Source organism: Thalassospira indica, from assembly GCF_003403095.1.
Classification (GTDB): Bacteria; Pseudomonadota; Alphaproteobacteria; order Rhodospirillales; family Thalassospiraceae; genus Thalassospira; species Thalassospira indica.
The window spans coordinates 2,630,113-2,650,360 of sequence record NZ_CP031555.1 but is presented as its reverse complement, the minus strand read 5'-3'; the positions used below and the strand labels follow the sequence as shown (position 1 = coordinate 2,650,360).

Annotated in this window: 18 protein-coding genes; 9 read left to right on the top strand and 9 right to left on the bottom strand. The window is 54.6% G+C overall.

The window, feature by feature from the left end:
- Positions 1 to 80 precede the first annotated feature (80 nt).
- The 4 genes from soxC to DY252_RS12495 are packed head-to-tail and all read left to right on the top strand — an operon-like array spanning position 81 to position 4,230.
- Positions 81 to 1,376 (top strand): sulfite dehydrogenase, encoded by a 1,296-nt coding sequence (gene soxC / locus DY252_RS12510; RefSeq protein ID WP_064789186.1) that lies wholly within the window; start codon positions 81 to 83, stop codon positions 1,374 to 1,376.
- Positions 1,360 to 2,460, top strand: coding sequence for a c-type cytochrome (locus DY252_RS12505; RefSeq protein ID WP_064789187.1), 1,101 nt, complete (start codon positions 1,360 to 1,362; stop codon positions 2,458 to 2,460). The genes soxC and DY252_RS12505 overlap by 17 nt, the downstream gene beginning before the upstream one ends.
- Positions 2,460 to 2,906, top strand: a complete 447-nt coding sequence (locus DY252_RS12500; RefSeq protein WP_064789188.1) for a c-type cytochrome — start codon at positions 2,460 to 2,462, stop codon at positions 2,904 to 2,906. Before DY252_RS12505 ends, DY252_RS12500 begins: the two co-directional genes overlap by 1 nt.
- Before the next feature lie 49 nt (positions 2,907 to 2,955).
- On the top strand, positions 2,956 to 4,230 hold the full coding sequence (locus tag DY252_RS12495) for an NAD(P)/FAD-dependent oxidoreductase (protein ID WP_064789189.1): 1,275 nt from the start codon (positions 2,956 to 2,958) through the stop codon (positions 4,228 to 4,230).
- A gap of 27 nt (positions 4,231 to 4,257) precedes the next feature.
- On the opposite strand, the gene DY252_RS12490 is transcribed toward DY252_RS12495, so the two are convergent.
- The 6 genes from DY252_RS12490 to DY252_RS12465 form a co-directional block, all read right to left on the bottom strand.
- Positions 4,258 to 5,379, bottom strand: coding sequence for an AbrB family transcriptional regulator (locus DY252_RS12490; protein WP_064789190.1), 1,122 nt, complete (start codon positions 5,377 to 5,379; stop codon positions 4,258 to 4,260).
- On the bottom strand, positions 5,379 to 7,061 hold the full coding sequence (locus DY252_RS12485) for a methyl-accepting chemotaxis protein (RefSeq protein ID WP_064789191.1): 1,683 nt from the start codon (positions 7,059 to 7,061) through the stop codon (positions 5,379 to 5,381). The genes DY252_RS12490 and DY252_RS12485 overlap by 1 nt, the downstream gene beginning before the upstream one ends.
- Before the next feature lie 34 nt (positions 7,062 to 7,095).
- Entirely contained in the window at positions 7,096 to 8,634 is a 1,539-nt protein-coding gene (locus DY252_RS12480; RefSeq protein ID WP_064789192.1) for a tripartite tricarboxylate transporter permease, read from the bottom strand.
- Positions 8,627 to 9,115, bottom strand: coding sequence for a tripartite tricarboxylate transporter TctB family protein (locus tag DY252_RS12475; protein WP_008891054.1), 489 nt, complete (start codon positions 9,113 to 9,115; stop codon positions 8,627 to 8,629). The genes DY252_RS12480 and DY252_RS12475 overlap by 8 nt, the downstream gene beginning before the upstream one ends.
- Before the next feature lie 44 nt (positions 9,116 to 9,159).
- Positions 9,160 to 10,158 carry a tripartite tricarboxylate transporter substrate binding protein gene (locus tag DY252_RS12470; protein ID WP_174713879.1) on the bottom strand — a complete coding sequence of 333 codons (999 nt, stop codon included), beginning with the start codon at positions 10,156 to 10,158 and terminating at the stop codon, positions 9,160 to 9,162.
- Positions 10,159 to 10,475: 317 nt separating this feature from the next.
- Positions 10,476 to 11,156 carry an IclR family transcriptional regulator gene (locus DY252_RS12465; RefSeq protein WP_064789193.1) on the bottom strand — a complete coding sequence of 227 codons (681 nt, stop codon included), beginning with the start codon at positions 11,154 to 11,156 and terminating at the stop codon, positions 10,476 to 10,478.
- 119 nt (positions 11,157 to 11,275) lie between these two features.
- On the opposite strand from DY252_RS12465, the gene DY252_RS12460 reads away from it, so the two are divergent.
- Positions 11,276 to 12,493, top strand: coding sequence for a CaiB/BaiF CoA transferase family protein (locus DY252_RS12460; protein ID WP_064789194.1), 1,218 nt, complete (start codon positions 11,276 to 11,278; stop codon positions 12,491 to 12,493).
- Complete coding sequence (locus DY252_RS12455; RefSeq protein WP_064789195.1) at positions 12,490 to 13,335, top strand: citryl-CoA lyase; 846 nt, start codon at positions 12,490 to 12,492, stop codon at positions 13,333 to 13,335. Before DY252_RS12460 ends, DY252_RS12455 begins: the two co-directional genes overlap by 4 nt.
- A 26-nt stretch (positions 13,336 to 13,361) precedes the next feature.
- On the opposite strand, the gene DY252_RS12450 is transcribed toward DY252_RS12455, so the two are convergent.
- On the bottom strand, positions 13,362 to 14,420 hold the full coding sequence (locus DY252_RS12450) for an ABC transporter substrate-binding protein (protein ID WP_231959730.1): 1,059 nt from the start codon (positions 14,418 to 14,420) through the stop codon (positions 13,362 to 13,364).
- Positions 14,421 to 14,629: 209 nt separating this feature from the next.
- On the opposite strand from DY252_RS12450, the gene DY252_RS12445 reads away from it, so the two are divergent.
- Both DY252_RS12445 and DY252_RS12440 read left to right on the top strand, forming a co-directional pair.
- Positions 14,630 to 15,295, top strand: a complete 666-nt coding sequence (locus DY252_RS12445; RefSeq protein WP_064789196.1) for a response regulator transcription factor — start codon at positions 14,630 to 14,632, stop codon at positions 15,293 to 15,295.
- Positions 15,292 to 16,713 carry a sensor histidine kinase gene (locus DY252_RS12440; protein ID WP_064789197.1) on the top strand — a complete coding sequence of 474 codons (1,422 nt, stop codon included), beginning with the start codon at positions 15,292 to 15,294 and terminating at the stop codon, positions 16,711 to 16,713. The genes DY252_RS12445 and DY252_RS12440 overlap by 4 nt, the downstream gene beginning before the upstream one ends.
- Positions 16,714 to 16,751: 38 nt before the next feature.
- Here the strand turns inward: DY252_RS12440 and DY252_RS12435 are convergent, their stop codons facing one another.
- Together DY252_RS12435 and DY252_RS12430 are read right to left on the bottom strand one after the other, a co-directional pair.
- Positions 16,752 to 17,486, bottom strand: a complete 735-nt coding sequence (locus DY252_RS12435) for a response regulator (RefSeq protein ID WP_063089521.1) — start codon at positions 17,484 to 17,486, stop codon at positions 16,752 to 16,754.
- Positions 17,467 to 18,672 carry a sensor histidine kinase gene (locus DY252_RS12430; protein WP_064789198.1) on the bottom strand — a complete coding sequence of 402 codons (1,206 nt, stop codon included), beginning with the start codon at positions 18,670 to 18,672 and terminating at the stop codon, positions 17,467 to 17,469. Before DY252_RS12430 ends, DY252_RS12435 begins: the two co-directional genes overlap by 20 nt.
- Positions 18,673 to 19,110: 438 nt before the next feature.
- Here DY252_RS12430 and DY252_RS12425 point away from each other — a divergent pair, with 438 nt between their 5' ends.
- Positions 19,111 to 20,223, top strand: coding sequence for a substrate-binding domain-containing protein (locus tag DY252_RS12425; protein WP_063089524.1), 1,113 nt, complete (start codon positions 19,111 to 19,113; stop codon positions 20,221 to 20,223).
- Positions 20,224 to 20,248 lie beyond the last annotated feature (25 nt).

The following is a 20,248-nucleotide window of genomic DNA, read 5'->3' as shown; positions in this document are numbered from 1 at the left end:
CCGGTTCCAATCACCGGGCAGGGCATTTTTCGCCTCAATATATATAAAATTTCGAATGTGTAGGGAGGGCACCAAGAGCCATGTCCAAACAACCTCAAAAAGATAAGAACTTTGTGCCAAGTCGGCGCAGCTTTCTTCAGGGTGGGCTAACAGCCGCCGGTGGGGCGGCGGTTGCCGCAATTGCTGGCGGTGCTGCGTTGGCGGCCGGGCCCCCGGATCCGGCGATTACGGAACTCAAGGACTGGAACCAGTATTCCGGTCCGGGCGTGGATGCCGCACCTTATGGTGTGCCGTCACCGTTTGAAGCACATGTCGTACGTCGCGATGTGCCATGGCTGACCGCCGATCCGATATCGTCGATCAACTTCACACCGTTGCATGAACTTGACGGCATCATCACGCCCAATGGTCTTTGCTTTGAGCGTCATCACAGCGGGGTCGCCGAAGTTGACCCGGCCGAGCATCGCCTGATGATCAATGGTCTGGTCGACAAGCCGCTTGTCTTTACCATGCAGGATCTGATGCGCTTCCCGCGTGAAAACCGGGTCTACTTCCTTGAATGTGCGGCGAACTCTGGCATGGAGTGGCGTGGCGCGCAGCTTAACGGCTGCCAGTTTACCCACGGTATGCTGCACAATGTGATGTATACCGGCGTCCGCCTGCGCACACTTCTGGAAGAGGCCGGCGTTAAACCAGCCGGGAAATGGATCCTGGCCGAAGGTGCCGATGCATCGGGTATGGGCCGTTCGATCCCGATTGAAAAGGCGCTTGATGACTGCCTGGTTGCTTTCAAAATGAATGGCGAGGCCCTGCGCCCCGAACAAGGATATCCGGTGCGCCTGTGCGTTCCGGGATGGGAAGGCAATATGTGGGTGAAATGGCTGCGCCGGATCGAGGTCGGCGATAAGCCATGGCAGCTCCGCGAAGAGACGTCGAAATATACCGATCTTATGCCTGATGGCCGTGCACGGCGCTTTACCTGGGCAATGGATGTCAAATCGGTCATCACCAATCCAAGCCCGCAGGCGCCGATCACCCATGGCCGCGGCCATACAATCATTACCGGTGTTGCATGGTCTGGCCATGGCAAGATCAAGCGCGTTGATGTGTCGATTGACGGTGGCCGCAACTGGCAGCATGCCCGGATTGACGGGCCGAGCCTTAGCCGGTCGCTGCATCGTTTCTATTACGAGTTCAGCTGGGACGGATCGCCGCTTTATCTGCAATCGCGTGCCATTGACGAACAGGGTTACGTCCAGCCGACCAAGGACGCCCTGCGCGCGGCACGCGGCGATAACTCGATCTATCACAATAATGGCATCCAGACCTGGTATCTGAAGTCGAACGGAGAGGCGGAAAATGTCGAAGTTTCTTAAGTTTACCGCAAGCATCGTTCTGCTTGGCGCAGCATGGGCAACCAATGCCAACGCGCAAGATGCAGACGCAGGCGAGAAGGTTTTCCGCAAATGTGCCGCCTGTCACGCCGTGGGTGAAGGGGCCAAAAACAAGGTCGGACCAGAGCTCAATGAAATCTTTGGGCGTGTCGCAGGATCGCTTGAGGATTTCAAATATTCCAAGGCGATGACCAAGGCCGGTGAAGAAGGTTTGGTCTGGGACCACGACAGTCTGACCGAATATCTGGCGAAACCGCGCGACTATGTCAAAGGTACGAAGATGGCCTTTGTCGGCCTGAAAAAAGACGACGAGATCGCCAATGTGATCGCCTATCTGGCAACCTTCTCGGAAAGTGCGGAGCAAGCCGCAGCGGGACCTAAGTCTGCACCTGCAGCTGCTCCTGTTGAAACCGCATCTGCGGCGGAACCTGCTTTGAAAGCAGCGGATGCAGTGATCCCTGAGCATGGTGTTTATCATCTTGGCCGCGAAGCACTGCCCGAAGAAGTTGCTGCGTGGGATATTGATGTGCGTCCGGACGGTGTCGGGTTGCCTGTTGGCAGTGGTACGGTGGCCGATGGTGGCGTGCTTTATGATGAAAACTGTGCGGTGTGTCACGGCGTGTTTGGTGAAGGTGAGGGGCGCTGGCCGGTATTATCGGGTGGCTTTGATACCCTGACGGCGGACCGTCCGGTCAAGACCATCGGGTCCTATTGGCCGTTCGCCTCGACGATTTTTGACTATGTCCATCGGGCAATGCCGTTTGGTAATGCCCGGTCGCTGAGTGCGGATCAGACCTACGCAATTACAGCTTACCTGTTGTATTTGAACGACATTGTCACAGAAGAAGACTTTGAGTTATCCAACGAAACCTTTAGCGAGATTTCGTTACCTAACGAAGAGAACTTCTATCCCGATGATCGTCTGGAAGAGGCAAATTTCGCGACCAATGTCGAACCCTGCATGGAAAACTGTGGCGATGGTCCGGCCGAGATCGTAATGCGCGCGCGTATTCTTGATGTCACGCCGGACGGTGATGAAGAAAACGGTGCCGGGGGGATTGATTAATGCGTGATTGTCACCGGAAACATCATGAAACGGATGGTGGCAGGGCTTTGATAGCGCGCGTGTTTCGGGTGCTGGGCATTGATAGGATCTGGCTGTGTGTTGCGTTCGGGATCTTCTTGATCCCGAACTTTTCATTTGCTGAGACCGGTGCGGAGAAAACGACAACGAATATGCCATTGGGTGAGGCCATCGGACAGGTGTTGGCAGTGCCCGGTGATGCGGATTATGGCGCTTATCTGGCGACAGAATGTGTGACGTGTCATCAGCGACAAGCGGCCAATCATGCGATCCCGGTGATCGACGGATTGCCGCGCGAGTATTTTGTCGAGGCGATGCTGGAATACAAATATCGCCTGCGCGAAAATTCAGTGATGCAGGCAATCATGACAAGCCTTGGTATGGAAGAATTGGCAGCGCTTGCGACCTATTTCTCGACCAAGGACTAAAGGTTGGAGTTTGTGAAACGTCGTTAATCAACGGATCAGGAACAAGAAAATGAGCAATGTCACAAGGCGAACGTTCAACAAGTTTCTCGGTGCCGGTGCAGGTGTCATGGCAATGCCGGGCATTTTGCGTGCCCAAGGCCGCAAGAATGTCGTGATTGTTGGCGGCGGTGCAGGTGGGGCGACGGTGGCCCGTCATTTGGCGGAAAAGGCCGGTGGGGCAATCAACATCACCCTGATTGAGGATTCCGAGAAATACACGACCTGCTTTTTCTCCAACCTGTATCTGGGTGGCTATCGTGATTTTGCGTCGATCACGCATGGCTATGATCGACTGATCAATGATTATGGCATTCGCAAAGTGACAGCCCGGGCGGAAGAAATTGATCGCACAGCCCAGCAGGTGCGCACATCAACCGGGGAAACCATCCCCTATGACCGGCTGGTCCTGTCACCGGGTATTGATCTGATATTTGATAGTGTTCCAGGATATTCGGCGGAGCTGGCGGAAATTGCCGCGCACGCCTGGCAGGCCGGGCCGCAGACGCAATTACTTAAATCAAAGATCGATGGCCTTAAAAATGGTGATCAGGTGGTGATGGTTGCACCACCCAATCCGTATCGCTGTCCGCCGGGCCCGTATGAACGCGTTTCAATGATTGCCCATACGCTTAAGGCACGCGGGCTCACTGACTGCACGATCGTTGTTCTTGATCCGAAGGAGAAATTCTCCAAACAGGGGCTTTTTGCAGAAGGGTGGGAGAAATACTATCCGGGCATGGTGGAATGGTATGGACCCAATATCCACGGGGGTATCAAGGGGGTCGATGTGGAAGCCGGAACAGTGGAGACCGATTTTGATACGTTTCGCGGTGCGTTGCTCAACATCATTCCGGCACAGCAGGCCGGAAGCATTGCCATCGGTGCGGGGCTGTCAGATGACAGTGGATTTTGCCCGGTGGATGCCGAAAGCATGCGGTCCAAACGCGATCAGAACATCTTTGTCATCGGTGATGCGTCCATCGCAGGCGCCATGCCAAAGTCAGGATCAGCTGCCAACAGTCAGGCGAAAGTGGTGGTGATGCATCTGATGGCGGATCTTATGGATATGCGGGTCTTTCCGGCGCGTTATCTCAATACGTGCTGGAGCCTTGTCGAAACCAATGACGGGATCAAGGTCGGGGCGCAATATGGCAATGTTGATGGCGCGATTGCCAGCACGTCATCCTTTATCAGCCAACCCGATGAAAGTGCTGATGTCCGCAGGCATACATTTGAGGAATCTGTTGCCTGGTATGACGGGATCACCAAGGACATGTTTGGCTAATCAGATGTGCATAGCGGCAGGAGACGATTAATCTTGCCGTGCGGCTTTCTTTTGCATGTGGCGCTGAAACCACTTGGCAAGCAGCGGCGCCAGCAACACGATCTCGAAAATGCGCACGATATGGTGAAAGGCGACAAAGCTCGGTTCGACATTGAGTGCCAGCGCAATCAAGGACATTTCAGCAACGCCACCCGGCGCAAAGGCCAGCAATACGGCAATGAAATCAAGATCCAGCCATTGCGATACGAGCCATGCAACCCCGCCTGTAAAGGCCAGGACAACAAAGGTTGCCAGCACCGAATAGCCCGCAAGACGAACAAGGACAGCGATCTTGACGCCCGAAAACCGGCTGCCGATGGCAGAGCCGAGGATCAACAGGCTTCCGGCAAGCAACCAATCGGGCAGGTTACCCTCGACGATGCCCAATACGTGCAACACCATGCTAGCCGCCATCGCACCGGTCATATAGGCCGCCGGGATGCGTAGTTTGCGAAAGACCAGCACTGTGATGATCGCGCAACCTGCGGTCAAAAGGCCTTCATTCAGTGTCATTTGAACCGATTGGCTATCGCCATGGCCGTTCGCCACAACGCCCGTGATCATCAAAACAATCAGCGGTGCGGACATCACCAGCAGCAAAACACGCAAACCTTGCGTCAGGGCGATTTCCTGTTCATTGCCGCCAGCCGCGGCCCCAAGCACGACCATCGGTGTCAGGCCACCCGGAGTTGCGGAAAACAGCGCTGTCGCCGGATCCAGGCGGGCAATGCGGGAATAAAACCAGGTGATCACGAATGTGATGATCGGAACATACAGCAGAACCGCAATCATGCTGATCGGCCACTTTGCGGCCTGATCAAGCGTATCGGGGGTAAAGGATGCGCCGAGGAAAATACCGATAACGCCAAGAATGCCAGAGCGAAATTGCATCGGGACACCCATCGGCACGCGCAGCAAGCTTGCGACAAACGTTGCCAGCATCGGGCCCATCATCCAGGCCAGAGGCATATTGATGAAATGGGCGATCAAGCCGCCAATCAGGCCGATCCCCAAAGCAATCGACAGTTTTTTGAAAAACTGGGGTGTCAAAACACCGGAAAGTCGGTTGATCCAATGGGCGCCTGAGCGACCATCCGGTGTTCTCGTCATTATGCTTCGGCCTTGTTCTTCTCGATTTGTTCAAGGAAGCTATCGATTGCGTTACGCAGTTTGGTGGCCTCGTTATTCAATGTGCTGGTGGCGCGCGTTACGTTTGCAGAACCGTTATGCACGCGGGCTGTTTCGTTATCCAGCGCACCAACCGCCTCGGCCACAGTCCGCATACCGCCATTGGCATCCTGAATGCTGTCAGAAATACCGGCTGTTGAGGCCTGTTGTTCTTCAACGGCAGCAGCGATGGCAGCGGCGGACTGGTCAACCTCACCAATCACATCCGCAACACCGTGCAAGGCATTGACCACGTTATCGGTAAGGCCACGAATTTCTTCGACCTGACTTGCGATATCTTCGGTCGCGCGTGCGGTCTGAGAGGCAAGGTTTTTGACTTCGCCCGCAACAACGGCAAAGCCCTTACCGGCGTCACCGGCGCGTGCAGCCTCGATCGTGGCGTTCAGGGCAAGCAGGTTGGTCTGGTTGGCGATGTCTTCGATCAGGCTGACGATATCACCGATCCGCTGGGTGGCGTTGGTCAGCTGTTCAAACAGGGCACGTGACTGTTCGCTTTCGGAACGTGCACGTCCGGCAACCTCGGCCGAGTTCTGGGCCTGCTGGCCGATTTCAGCAATGGCTTCGGACAAGCTTGCGGTCGTATGGGAAACAGCTTCGATGTGATGAAGAACCTGCTCGGAATGCTGGTTGGCGTCGGCGGACCGTGCGCTTGCAAGGGTTGCGATCTGTTCCATGTCGCTGGCAGATCCGTTGAGCGAGCTGAATTCCTGATCAAACCCGGACAGGGCTTCCTGGACGACGCGCTGGAAATGATTGGTGGCGTCGATCAGGTTTTGCTGACGCTGTCTTTCAAGGCCACGCACGCGTTCGCGTTCCTGACGCAGGACTTCTGCTTCCTTGGACTGATCACGCAGCACCATGACAGAGCGTGCGACTTTGCCGATCTCATCAGCGCGTTGTCCACCGCGAACACTCACATCAAGATCGCCATTGGAAATTTGTTCGATCAATTCGGCAAGGTCGGTCATTGGTCGTGAAATGCGCCGGGAGACGAAGACCGACACAACAACCGCAACAACCACAACAATCAGTGCAACGATGACAAAGACACGCTGCAGGGCTTCGGCCTGCGCATAGGCATTGGCAAACGAGGTGGTGGCAATTTCATGCGATTGGGCAAGGATATCGTTGAGTGGCGCCTGAAGGGCCTGGAAGGTTTCATCGGCCTGAGCAATCACTTCCAGCGCGCCATATATGTTCATTTCGCTTTCAACAAGGAACTGGTTCACCTGTTCCATGTATTTCGCATAGTTCTCGGTAAAGGCATCACCACCCACAGCGGCAAGACGCTGGGCAAGGGGGGCGAGTTCTTCTTCGAGTTTGGCGACCTGTTCACGAAGATCGGGGACAACAGCAGCATTAATGCCGTTTGAGTCCCAAGTCAGAATTCGAAACAGCGATCCGTGCGCCTCGTTCAGGGCATTGCTGAGTGTTAGCGCATCGGATCGCCGTTCATAGGCTTCAACGCGAAGGCTGGTAAGGGTGTCTTTCTCGCTTTCAAGGGTTGCCACAGTGGCAGTACCCATCGCGACAATGACGATCATCAGGAAGACCGGCACCAAAAGGGTTTTGGGACCAATCGACAGATTATCAAGAAACCGCATTACCAATATCCTTCACGTCGCTCAGAGGCAGATCTTAGAGTTCACCATCATTGGGAAGCGCTGATTTGCGGTTTGCCAACCAGCTGCGCAGATTGCCGATCAACGGGGCTGCAAGGAACAGAATGCTGATCAACAGGATCACCAGCGTGATCGGGCGTTCCCAAAGGAACGAAATTGAACCGTCACTAATGGCCAGTGCACGACGGAGGTTTTCCTCCATCATCTTGCCCAGAATGAAGCCAAGCAGCATCGGTGCCATCGGATAGTTCAGAAGACGCAGGCCGATCGCGATTGCAGCTGCAATCACCATCATGTGGATGTCCATGGTGTTAAAGGTCACCAGATAGACACCAACCAGCGAGAAGAACAGAACGAACGGAACAAGAAGCTGTTGGGGCAGGGCCAGAAGACGCGAGATATACGGGATCAGCGGCAGGTTCAGAACCAGCAGGACTATATTGCCGATATACATCGAAATGATCACTGACCAGAACACGTCAGGCTGTTCAACAAACAGACGCGGACCTGGCTGAACGCCATAGGAAATCAGCGCACCCATCATCACAGCCGTGGTGCCCGAACCCGGAATGCCAAGGGTCAGAAGCGGTACGAAGGACCCGGAGCACGCAGCGTTGTTTGCGGTTTCCGGCGCCGACAGACCCCGGATGGAGCCCTTGCCAAAGCCGAGCTTTTCCTTGGCCGAGGCAATATTGCGTTCCATGCCGTACGCAAGGAAGGATGCAATCGTCGCGCCGGCACCCGGCAGAACGCCGGTAAAGAAGCCAAGAACCGAGGAGCGGCCAATGACCGGGATCATGATCTTGACTTCTTCCTTCGACAGCTTCATCGAGCCCAGGCTTTTAAGCGCCTTTTCTTCCTCGGAACGGGTGTCCTTGGTCGGACGCAGGATCGAGAGCAGGGCCTCTGAAAGGGCAAAGGTCGACATGGCCAGCAAAAGGAAGCTGATGCCATCGACAAGATCCATGCTGCCGAATGTAAAGCGGGCAACGCCAGCCGCCGGGTCGGTGCCGATGGTCGAAAGCATGATCCCGAACAGGGTCATGGTAATCGCCTTAAGAACCTGTCCCTTGCCGGCAAAGGCGGACACAGCCGTCAGGCCAAGCACCATCAGTGCGAAATAGTCACCCGACTGGAACGACAACGAAACCGACGCCAGTGCCGGTGCGGCCACCAGCAGGAAGATTGCAGCAATTGTACCGCCAGAGAAAGACGAGTAGGCGGCAATGGCCAGTGCCTTGCCAGCCTGACCCTTCTGTGCCATCGGGTAACCGTCAAAGGCGGTCGCAACGGTGCCGGCAACACCCGGTGCGTTGATCAAAATAGAAGAGGTCGAACCGCCAAAGATTGCCCCGTAATAGACGCCCGCCATCAGAATAAGGCCGGTGGACGGATCAAACCCGTAGGTGATCGGGATCATCAGGGCAATGGCGGTGATTGGGCCAAGACCGGGAAGCATCCCGATAAAGGTGCCTGCGAAACAGCCGACCGCAACCATCAGAAGGTTGATCGGCATGACAGCGGTCGAAAGACCGGAGAAAATTCCCTCAAGCATCGTTTGACATCCAACCGAGATAATAGAAGAAATCGCCCGGGGTCAGGTAGATGCCCATGGCATAGAGCAAGCCCCAGAAAGCAAGCGTGACACCGACAGCCGTCAGGATCAGAACCAGCGGACGTCGTTCGCCAAGCGTATAGAAACCGCCCATCAGGAAGAGCGATGTTGAAATCGGGAAGCCCAGCTGGCGGATGGTCAGGCCATAAAACACCATCAGCGCCGCCAGAATAACAACGCGTTTCCACTTAAGACCGCGGAAAGCGTGTTCGAGGCTGCCGGCCTCTTTGTTGGTCGGCAGCACCAGTTGGATGAAGGAAACCACACCAAGCAACCATGCAAGGGCGTTAGGGAGGGTTCTGGCATTGAACGGGGCATCCTCGTCGCCAAACAGCAGCGGGATGTCATCGACATAGAAGCCATATATCAGCGCAAGGCAAAGAAATAGCAGCGCGCCGAATTTGTCGCGATTGATGGACATGGCGTGGTTTCCTTCGGAGGTCTTTTTACTTGTGTATTAACGGCTTATTTCAGGAAGCCAAGGTCGCGCATCAGGTCGCCAACGACCTTTTCCTGATTTTCCATGAAGGCAGAAAACTCAGCACGCGGCTTGTAGATTTTTTCCCAGCCATTGCGGGTACGAACGGTTTCCCATTCCGGGGTTGCCTGAACGTCCTTGAGGATCGCAGCATAGGCATCCGCTTTTTCAGCCGACAGAGAGGGCGAACCGAAGTAACCGCGCCAGTTGACGAATTCAGCATCAATGCCGAGTTCACCGAGCGACGGAACGTCCGGAGCAGCTTCAACGCGTTCTTTCGAGGTTACAGCCAGAATGCGAACCTGACCTGCCTTGGCAAGTTCAAGCAGTTCACCCAGACCGGTCGACAGAACTTCAGTTTCACCCGACAGAAGGCCAGCAATTGCTTTGCCACCTGCGTCATACGGAATGTATTTTACCTGTTTGGCATCGCCGCCGCCCTGCTGAACGGCATAGGCTGCAACGATGTGGTCCATACCGCCACGGACCGAACCGCCGCCGAACTTGACCGAAGACGGATCAGCTTTGACCGCGTCAACAACGTCGGTGAAGGACTGATACGGGCTGTCCGCCGGAACTGCGAAAGCAGCATATTCGGCAACAACGGCTGCGATCGGGGTCAGGTCGCGGAACGACTGCGGGAAGACACCGGTCAGCGAACGCACGATGATCGGGGTGGAGTTGACCATCAGGGTGTTGTCAAGGCGATCAGCAGCTTCGATCATGTAGGCGATCGCTTTACCGCCGCCGCCGCCCGACATGTTTTCGTAGGACGCGGTGCCAACAAGACCCGATTTGGTCAGGGCTTCACCGGTACCACGTGCCGTACCATCCCAGCCGCCGCCTGCGCCGCCCGGAATGACGAAGTGAATTTCGTCGATTTCTGCAGCTTTGGCATCCATTGCACCAAATGCAGCAGTCGAAACAGCAACAGCCGTGGCTGCTGCGATAAATCCGCGACGCGAGAACATCGACAGTTTGTTCATCAGGGTCTCCTCCAGACACTAAAGCAATTTCCCAGCCACCCGAATAGTGGCAAGCCGATCAATGGAACAAAGCACCAGCAAGGGGAGTCCGAACACCGCTTTCAGAGGCATGAATGCCCACCTGACCCCGGAAATTGACCTGACCTCCCTTGCCGAATTTTCTTCTTGTTTGTTCCGGGGCCAATTTATGACTCACGGATCGGCAGTGGCGGGACGGTAACAGCCAAACCTGTCACCAACCTGTCATTGGCAAAAAATGGGTGAAAAAAGTTCACATGATTTATGCGTTAACGGCAAAGATGGGCGGCCGTTTGTGATCAAGAAGACATGCGTTTACCGCAATCCGCAGCACGTGCTTGCAGCGAAGCCAGGCATTTGAGGCGTTTTTCCGGGGTGAACCGACTGATCGGACCAGAAAGGGCAAGTGCACCGAGCAGGTGGTTCTGCCGATCCAGTACCGGTACGGCAATCGCCGAAACGTCCGGATCACGTTCACCTTCGCTCAGGGCAAACCTGTCTTCGAGGACCTGTAACGAACGGTCATCGACGCCATCGCCCCAGGCGCGGATGACGTGGCCAGCAGCCCCGAATTCACAAGGAAGAATAGCGCCTTCTTCAAGATGATGACGCAGGCTGCTTGGGGAGTTTTCGCGAAACAGGCACAATCGATTGGCGCCTTCGGGCACATAAAAGGACGCGGTTTCCCCGCTTTCCGAAACGAGGATCGATAAGTGTGGGCGGACGATATCGTCCATGCCGTATGATCGCCGGTAAATGGAGCCAAGACGCCAAAGTGCCGGGCCAAGGCGATAGCGGCCACGGCCTGAAATCATCAAAAAACCACAAGACTCCAACGTTCCCGCCAGTCTCGAGATGGTGCTTTTATACATCCCGGTACGCTCGGACAGGTCCTTGAGCGACAGGTCATGGTCCTGATCGGTGAAGGCATCAAGAATTCCCAAAGCGCGCTCAACCGCTGTAACGTTTTGTTCTGACATGGATTTACCTGCTCCCGTTCTCTGGGGGGTGGCCTTGGCCGGGCGAACATCATTTTCCCTAAGTTCAAAATTCTATATAATAGAACATAATTCTACCAGGCAGAATTTAGGAAATATCCATGAGTGGACCAAAATCTCTTTCCGGAATCACGGTTCTTGACCTGACCAATGTGTTGGCCGGGCCGTTTTGCTGTCACCAGCTGGCCCATATGGGGGCGGAAGTCATCAAGGTCGAAGCGCCGGGTCGTGGCGATCTTGCCCGACAGCTTGGTGCCGACATGGAGCTCAATGAAAAGCTGATGGGCGTTTCATTCATGGCACAGAACGCCGGTAAACGTTCGATTACGCTGAACCTTAAGGATCCGCGGGGGAAAGAAATCCTGAAAAAGCTCGTGGCCAAGGCCGATGTTCTGGTTGAGAACTTCCGTCCGGGCGTCATGGACCGTCTTGAGCTTGGCTATGATGTGCTTTCAAAGGTTAATCCGGGCCTCGTCTATTGCGCGATTTCCGGCTTTGGCCAGAGCGGCCCGATGAAGACACTTCCCGCCTATGACCAGATTGTTCAGGGCTTGTCGGGGATCATGACAATCACCGGCGAGGAGGATAAAGGGACCTATCGCGTCGGGTATCCGATGGCCGATACCATCGGCGGCATGACTGCGGCCTTTGCCATCAGCTCGGCGTTGGCGGGGCGGGCCATGGGCAACAAGGATGCCAAGGGCAGCTTCATTGATATTTCGATGCTGGAATCGGTGATTGCCACGATGGGTTGGGTGGTCTCGAACTATCTGATTGCTGGCAAGGAGCCGACCGCCAATGGCAATGACAACTTCACGTCATCACCGTCTGGCGCCTTTGCCACGGCCGATGGCCAGATCAACATCGCCGCAAACAAGCAGGAACAGTTCGAAGCTCTGTGTGGTGTTCTTGGTCTTGAGGCGCTTATCAAGGATCCGCGATTTGTGTCGCGCAAGGAACGGCTCGAAAACAGATCGGCTTTGACCGGACTGGTTGAAGACATGCTGGTTACGCAAGAAACCGATTACTGGGTTGAAAAGCTTAACGCCGTTGGTGTTCCGGCCGGTGCGGTCCTGACCGTGCCACAGGCACTTTCCCTGCCACAGATTGCTGATCGCGGGATGTTGGCGTCGTTTGAAAATGTTCCGGGTGCTGATCGCGATATCCGCATCCTTCGGACCGGAATCAAAATGGATGGTGATGCGCCGTCGGTGAGTGCACCGCCGCCAGAACTTGGACAAGACAATCAGGATATTCTGTTGTCGCTGGGCTTTTCCAATGATGAAATCGATAATTTTGCCAAGGAGGGCGTGCTGTGAGTTCGAAAACTGTTGAAGACGTTGAAAACGAAGTACGCGACTGGTGGCAGACCGGCATCATTGATATGGAGCCGGGCAAAATCCATTATGGCGGTTACGCGATTGAGGATCTGATCGGCAATATCAGCTTTCCGACCATGATCTGGTTGATGACACGTGGCGAATTACCATCAGCACCGCAGGCCAAGCTGCTTGAAGCAGCCCTTGTTTCGGCCATCGATCATGGGCCGCAAGCCCCCAGCATCGCCATTGCCCGTATGGCGGCAACATGTGGCGTTGGCCTGAACAATGCCATGGCCAGTGCGGTTAATGTCCTGGGTGATGTGCATGGTGGTGCGGGCGAGCAGGCGGTTGCCCTTTATCATGACATCGCAGCACGCATGGATGCCGGACAGGACATGACAGCGGCAGTTTCAGACGGCCTTGATCATCAGATTGCCGAGCATGGCAAACATGTGCCGGGCTTTGGCCATCGGTTCCACCCGGTGGACCCACGTGCACCGCGGCTTTTGGCGCTCGTACGCGATGCAGCTCTGGAAGGTCATGTGTTGGGCCGGTATGGCGAAATTGCCAGCGCGATCGAGGCAGAGCTTTTGACACGTAAAGGTAAACGGATCCCGATGAACATCGATGGTGCGACGGCGGTTATCTATGCCGAACTGGGATTTGCGCCGGAACTGGCGCGTGGGTTGTTTTGTCTTTCGCGGTCGGTGGGCATTCTTGCCCATGCGTGGGAACAAACCCAACAGGGTGGCCGCAACAAGGGACCGATCCCGCGCCGGATGATCTGGAACTATACCGGCCCGGATCGTCGTCCGGTACCCGATAGTGCCAAGTCTTAACAAGATAAGTGGTCGGGCAGGGTGCGTTATCTGCGGTTCAGTAGCGCATCCTGCCAGCGGCGCAGGAAGCGCTGACGCTTGGCCTGATCAAGGTAAACCAGCAATCCCGGCCCAACCGGGAAGGAACGTACGCGTTCGCCATAACGGTCAAAGATCAGCGACGAGAATGTGCTGGGCGGGACGTCGGCGCGTACCGGGTTGAAGTTCCCTTCATTCTGCAAGACGCTTTGGCCCTTGATTGACAACATGAAATCAAGGAACCGACCGCCAAGGTCGGGGTTGCGTGCACCACGCGGGATGATGGCGATCCTTGAATAAACGACGATAAAGTCGTCTGGCAAGATGACGCCAAGGTTCGGGTTTCGTTGGGTAAAGGTTTCCGCATACGATCCCAGCAGGTTATAGCCAAGCACCACCTGACCGGACGCGATTTTTTCAAGCATCGGAGATGTGTTGGAATAAAGCTTTACCTTCGCCTGACCCAGAATGCGGACAAAATCCCAGATGCCGGGGAAAAATCGTTCATCGCGCGCCAGAAACAGGAAGCCAACACCGCTGCGTTCAATGTCATAGGTCGTGACTTTTTCACTCAGCAACTCGTCGTGGTTGACAAGTAACCGGATAAAATCTTCGCGGGTTCTGGGCGGTTCGAGTTCGTTTTCGCGGAAAAACTCGCGGTTATAGGCGATGACAGCCGGTTCCTGCGTTACGGCAAAGGCTTCGTTGCGCCAGCGCGCCCAATGGGGCAAAGCGTCTGTTTCACTGCTTTGATAGGAGGTGGCATATCCATCATTGGCCAGCTTCATCTGCAGATCCATCGAGGAGCTGATGATCAGGTCCGCCGCTGGTTCACCGTTGGCGCGCTGGCTTTGGGTGATGTCATACATCTCAAGGGTTTGCAGCTGATGGTATTCAACGCCAATAAACGGGTTATCTTGCTGAAAGGCCTCGATCACCGGGACAAAGGCACCGATATCGGCGGAGCCATAGATAACCGCCATCGGCTGTGTGCTGGTCAGCAGTGACTGTTCTGGATCGGATGCCTGGGACGAACGCAATGCCGGATAAGTGAAAACTTCGGCCATCGCAGAAGAAACTTGCATCGCGAGGGCGATGAAACATAAACCAATACAGATACGGCCCGAAATCATGCTGCAATACTCTGTGTCGCGGATGGTCATTGGCATATGGTGCCGGGGCGAGGATATCGCTTGTTCTTGAATGCCTTTGCCGGGAAAATGGCAGAATAGAAATTACCTCTGTCGAGGTTTATCAGGGAAAAGTCGCGCAAACAATGAGAGTCCTTGTTGTCGAAGATCATGCCGCACTGGCAGACGGAATTGCAGGATCCCTGCGACAGTCTGGCTATGCGGTCGATGTGATTGCCGATGGCGAGGAGGCTGACGACGTTTTGCGTACCCAGGAATATGGCCTGGTGGTACTTGATCTGAACCTGCCGAAGCTTGACGGGCTTGAGATTCTCAAACGTTTGCGTCATCGCGGAGCCGAAAGTGCCGTTCTGATTCTGACCGCGCGCGGTGATATCGAAGACAGGGTCAAGGGACTTGATCTTGGTGCGGATGACTATCTGGCCAAACCGTTCGAGCTGGTCGAGCTTGAAGCACGGGTTAGGGCGCTTATGCGGCGCAATGCCGGAACGCATAATACCCAGCTTAAATGCGGGAAGCTCAGTTTCGATACAGTGGCGCGACGGGTAACGGTTGATGGCACGGATGTCGATATTCCAAAGCGTGAGCTTAATATCCTTGAAATCCTTTTGATGCGGGGCGGCCATGTTCTGAGCAAGGAGCAAATCGTTGACCAGTTGGCCGGGTTTGAAGACGATATCAGTGCCAACGCGGTCGAACTTTATATCAGTCGATTGCGCAAACGGGTCGAGGCGGCCGATGTCAAAATCCAGACCGTTCGCGGTCTTGGCTATCTGTTGAAAAAAACATGAAATGGCGTAATCGATCACTTCGGCGCAGGCTTGTCATATCGCTGCTGATCCCGCTTTTGGTGGTCAGTTCCCTGATGCTGCTTGAAGTCCGAAGTAACGCAATTAATTCGACAAACCAAGCATTTGACCGTGCACTTTTAAGTTCTGCATTAGCCATTGCAGACCGTGTTGTCCTGATCGGTGGCAAGATTGAGGTGGACGTTCCCTATGTCGCGCTCGAGATGCTGACAAGTGCTGCAGAAGACAGGGTTTTCTATCAGGTCAGTACCGCACAGGGCGAATTCATTACCGGCTATGAAGACCTGCCGCCGGTGCCTGAGAAGTTCCTGCCATTGCGTGAAGAACCGGTTTTCTACGATGCGGTTTATAACGGCGAAACGGTCCGGATCGGCGCGCTTTCACGCTATGTGGCGAGTGTTCGCAAAGCGACCCGTTTTCATGTGCTCGTTGCCGAAACTATGGGAACCCGCACAAGGCTTAGCGAGGATATTCTTGCCAGTGCCGCCGCGCGCCAGATCTTGCTGATTGTCATTGCCGCCATGATCGTTTGGTTCGGGATCGGTCAGGGCCTGAAACCACTTGCAAGGCTTGAAGAGGCGCTTAATCGCCGTTCTCCGAGTGATCTCAGACCGATTTTGCACGATGTGCCGATCGAGGTGCGCCATCTGGTGGGCGCCATCAACCAGCTTTTCGGCCGGCTGGAAAACAGCCTGAAGACCATGCAACGCTTTACTGCAGATGCAGCGCATCAGCTTAGAACGCCATTGGCAGCACTTCGAACCCAGGCAGAACTTGGGCAGCGTGAAAAGGATCCTGAGAAAATCCACCAGATCATGGATACCATCGCGGCCTCGACCAGGCAGACATCGCATCTGGCCAATCAGTTATTGGCATCCGCACGTGCCGCACCCGAAGGCCTTGCGGGTCGGCCGTTTGACAAGATTGATCTGTGTGAAATTACCCGTGCGGTAACCGGATCAAAAGTGCCGGTCGCGATCGAGCGTGGCATTGACCTTGGATATGAGGGGATCACCGATCCTGCGTGGATTATGGGTGATGCGACCTTGATTGAAGAGCTGCTTAAAAACCTTGTCCATAACGCACTGACATACTGCCCAAGTGGTAGTGCCGTGACCGTTCGGCTTGAACAGAACACTGCCAAAAATAAGGTGATATTGACCGTCGAAGACAACGGCCCGGGTATTCCGGTCGAACATCGCAAGGATGTCTTCAAACGGTTCTATCGGATCAATGATGCAAGATATGACGAAGGATGCGGACTGGGACTTTCCATCGTCAAGGAAATCGCTGCACGCCACGAAACCAAGGTTAAACTGACGCAACCCAAAGAGCATAGCGGGTGCATCTTCAGTATCAGTTTCGATATGGCACCTTTGGACGAGCGCAAAGAAATCTGATAGCCCAGTTCTGCTGATTGGTGATGCCGACCAAGAACCTAGTCCAGTGGCACTGGTTGACCTGCAAGCCAAGCGGATAGTTCCTTGTTGGCACTTATCAAACCCTCGCGATTAATGACCTTTCGGGCAATGGCACTGGAAACAGCGCGTGTGCGTTTGTTAAGCACAATGCCCATTTCGTTCTGGTCCTGTGACTCAACTTCCAGCTTGTCATAAAGCGATAGCAACCGGTTCTGGACGGTACGGAGCGACAGTTTTCGGCGCATGGCAATTGCCTTGTCCGGAAGTCCCAACGCCAGATCAAGCAATATCAGATACTCGAATTCCGTCAGTGCACTGCGCGAGCGCATCTGCTGTGCCTGGATCTGGTGAACTTCGCGATCAACAACAATCTGCGCTTCGATAAGGACGGCACGCAACGCCAGTCGCATCTTGTCCGGTGTTGCGGTTTTCAGCACATACCCATAGGCCGCTTGATCGGGAACAATGCGGGTGATTCCCCGCAGATATGCCTCATCCGAATAGTTCGACCAGAAAAGTATCCTTGTGTGGGGGCGTTCTGCCCAGATCGTTCGCGCGGCTTCAATGCCATTATGTTCCTTCATGCGAAGGTCCATTACGACGGCTGAAATCTGATGTAGATGGGCAAGTTTTTCGGCCTCCTTGCCGTTATGGGCAACAAGGATTTCGTCAAATTCCGGCAACGCGTTTTCGACGATTTCCATCAGGAAATCCGCGTGCATATTGTCATCTTCAACCAGCAATATTTTCATTGATCGTTTCTCCTTGTTGTCTGGTCGCTTGATGCAACTGAATTGTTATTTGTGTGCCGTCGGAAGTTGAAAGGTCATATTTTGCACCGATCAGGCGGGCGCGTGTTTTCATATGTTCCAAGCCACTGGACGGTTTTCTTGGATGGGGCTGGAACTTTCCGTTATCCGAAACACGAATGGTCAGACAGTCATCCGGGCTTTTGGTAATCAAGACCGAAACAAGTGACGCATTCGAATGCAGCACGGCATTGTTGATGGCTTCCTGGCAGATACGAAAGACTGCGATGCGGGTTGTTTCGGGCAACAGGTCAATCGCGCCGTCTGTCTGATCATCGACCTTGAAGCGCATTGCGCTGTCATAGCTTACAGCCCGTTCCAGATGCGTCTGGACAGCATGGTGGAAGCCAAACAGGTCAAGAATCGATGGGATCGAGGTATCAATGATGTCGCGCAGTCCCTGGATCATGTTTTGGACTTGCTGCTGCAGCCTTAGATACTGCGCCTCGCTCAGTCCTGGGCGAAGATCCCGTGCAATACGTGTCAGATCAGCCAAGGTTTGATCATGCAGGTCCATGCCAATGCGCTGGCGTTCGGCCTCAAGCGCGTCGGTAAGGCTGAGTGCGCCAAGGCGCAGACCTTCTTCGCGTGCAAGGATTTCAGCGCGAATGATCGCCTCCTTGTTGGCCTTTTCGTTGGCGCGCAAGGCATAGAAATATGGGGCCAGCATGTCAGCCAAAATGCGCATCTGTTCAAGGTGGCTCTGGTCGTAGAAATCTTCCTTTTTCGAAGAACAATTTAACGATCCAACGACTTCACCCAGCACCTTCATACCGACACTGACGCGGCTACGAAGTTCGTGGTCAATAATCGGGGCACTTACCGCGCCGGGGAAAAGGAAACGGGGATCCTCAAGGGCATTTCCCGTCAATAGATGGTCGGTCTTACCCAGCAAAATATCGCGGATCGGCGCCTTGCGGACATGGGAGCGCATCTTGCTCCAGGCTGTTTCGACGCCAACCTCATAGGCCGTCGCCCACCTTTTGTCCGTGTCAATCAGGCACACATCAAGGTGATCAAACTCGATAATCTTCTCGATCTCGGTTTTGACCGAACTGAGCGCCGAGTGAATATCAAGGTTCCCCGCAAGCAAGTTGGAGATGCGAAGGTAATGAGCAAGATCCGACATGAGTGGTTTCCTCCAGCTCTTCGATAATATTCACAGGCATTTCTCTTGTCTTGCGGGAACCCGCAACTTGGATGCGTAACACCGTATGCGTTCTGCGGAAACTGCTCTTTACGATTTAATCGGAACTGATGAAGATTGCGCCATGGTTTGGTGTCTGGGTTTCGGGCATTGACCAAACTTTGCCGCACGACGGTAAAGAGCCAAACAAAAACAATAAGTCACATGCTGACATCAGGGAGGAAATCTCGGTTCACGCCAAAACGGCGTGAGAACGAAATTTCTCTGAAAATACCAGAAGAACCGACCCTTGTGATCTTTGATCAGAAGGCTCGTCGTCGGCATGCGACAAAGAGACGTCAAGAACTTGCACAATGCGGGCAGGGGCGCTGACCTGCTGAGGAAGCGATAAAGAACAGCGCATCCAACGGGAGGACTACCATGAAAAAATTACTGACGATGACGACAGCGACTGTCGCATTGATGATGACTGCACAAGTTGCGTTTGCCGGGCCGAACACTGTTGCTGGTCCGGGTGCCGATCCGGCGTGTTTCACACCGGTTTCCGATGACACTGCCTATTTCCAGTGGCCTGCGCGCGAAGGGCCTTACAAGATTGCGCTTGTAAACGGCTTTATCGCCAATGACTGGCGCGTTCAGATGATTGCGGTCGCAAAGGCCTATGCCGCACAGCCGGAAGTCGCAGCCGAGATCGAAGAATTCAAAGTTGTGTCGGTCGGTGAGGACATCGCCGCACAGATTGCCGCGGCCAACAACTTTATCGATCAGGGCTTTGACGCCATTATCATTAACGCCAACAACACACGCGCATTCGGATCGGTGGTGCGTAAAGCCAATGAAGCCAATGTCGTCGTTCTGTCGTTTGACAACGTGATTGATGATCCCAACCAGATCGCCATCAACGTTGATCAGAAAGGACTTGGAATGTCGGCAGGCAAGTTCCTTCTGGAGCAAAGCGGTGATGGCCCGGCCAAGTTCCTGCATGTCCGTGGTCCGGCTGGCCAACCCGTCGACATCGCACGTAATGAAGGCTTCCATGAGGTAATCAAGGAATCCGGGCGCGATATCGAAGTCGTCGATGTTGTCGGAAACTGGGCGCCAGGTGACGGCCAAAAAGTGACGGCAGATGCCATTGCGGCCGGCGGTGTGTTTGACGGCATTTACGTTCAGGGCGGCTCACAAGGTGTTGCCACCGCAATGCTCGATGCAGGCGTGTTCAAGGCCCCGATTTCCGGCGAGACCGAGAACGCATTTCGTCAACTTTGCAACAGCGCAGAGCTAAGCTGCCAGTCGGGCGGAACGGGACCGGCACAGTCATCTGTGACCATCAAAACCGCAATCGCGGCCTTGAAGGGTGAAGTCGTTCCGTCAGAAATCGCGCTTCCGACCTCGATTTCCTATTCCCCGTTCAAGGAAGGTGTCGAGATGTTCCCGAAACTGCCGGGCAGCTTCTTTGCGGGTAACAATTTTGAAGCCTGCAACATTGGCTTTACGGCTGAAGAAATCGCGTCTCAGACAGGCGAAAACAACTAACAACAATAAACGTCCGGGTACCGTC

Bases quoted from the DNA above. Each gene is read 5' to 3' on its own strand.
- DY252_RS12460 (WP_064789194.1), top strand. From the start codon at position 11,276: ATGAGTGGACCAAAATCTCTTTCCGGAATCACGGTTCTTGACCTGACC.
- DY252_RS12480 (WP_064789192.1), bottom strand. From the start codon at position 8,634: ATGCTTGAGGGAATTTTCTCCGGTCTTTCGACCGCTGTCATGCCGATC.
- DY252_RS12435 (WP_063089521.1), bottom strand. From the start codon at position 17,486: ATGAAAATATTGCTGGTTGAAGATGACAATATGCACGCGGATTTCCTG.
- DY252_RS12485 (WP_064789191.1), bottom strand. From the start codon at position 7,061: ATGCGGTTTCTTGATAATCTGTCGATTGGTCCCAAAACCCTTTTGGTG.
- soxC (WP_064789186.1), top strand. From the start codon at position 81: ATGTCCAAACAACCTCAAAAAGATAAGAACTTTGTGCCAAGTCGGCGC.
- DY252_RS12425 (WP_063089524.1), top strand. From the start codon at position 19,111: ATGAAAAAATTACTGACGATGACGACAGCGACTGTCGCATTGATGATG.
- DY252_RS12450 (WP_231959730.1), bottom strand. From the start codon at position 14,420: ATGGCCGAAGTTTTCACTTATCCGGCATTGCGTTCGTCCCAGGCATCC.
- DY252_RS12430 (WP_064789198.1), bottom strand. From the start codon at position 18,672: ATGTCGGATCTTGCTCATTACCTTCGCATCTCCAACTTGCTTGCGGGG.
- DY252_RS12490 (WP_064789190.1), bottom strand. From the start codon at position 5,379: ATGACGAGAACACCGGATGGTCGCTCAGGCGCCCATTGGATCAACCGA.
- DY252_RS12440 (WP_064789197.1), top strand. From the start codon at position 15,292: ATGAAATGGCGTAATCGATCACTTCGGCGCAGGCTTGTCATATCGCTG.
- DY252_RS12495 (WP_064789189.1), top strand. From the start codon at position 2,956: ATGAGCAATGTCACAAGGCGAACGTTCAACAAGTTTCTCGGTGCCGGT.
- DY252_RS12500 (WP_064789188.1), top strand. From the start codon at position 2,460: ATGCGTGATTGTCACCGGAAACATCATGAAACGGATGGTGGCAGGGCT.
- DY252_RS12475 (WP_008891054.1), bottom strand. From the start codon at position 9,115: ATGTCCATCAATCGCGACAAATTCGGCGCGCTGCTATTTCTTTGCCTT.
- DY252_RS12470 (WP_174713879.1), bottom strand. From the start codon at position 10,158: ATGAACAAACTGTCGATGTTCTCGCGTCGCGGATTTATCGCAGCAGCC.
- DY252_RS12505 (WP_064789187.1), top strand. From the start codon at position 1,360: ATGTCGAAGTTTCTTAAGTTTACCGCAAGCATCGTTCTGCTTGGCGCA.
- DY252_RS12445 (WP_064789196.1), top strand. From the start codon at position 14,630: ATGAGAGTCCTTGTTGTCGAAGATCATGCCGCACTGGCAGACGGAATT.
- DY252_RS12465 (WP_064789193.1), bottom strand. From the start codon at position 11,156: ATGTCAGAACAAAACGTTACAGCGGTTGAGCGCGCTTTGGGAATTCTT.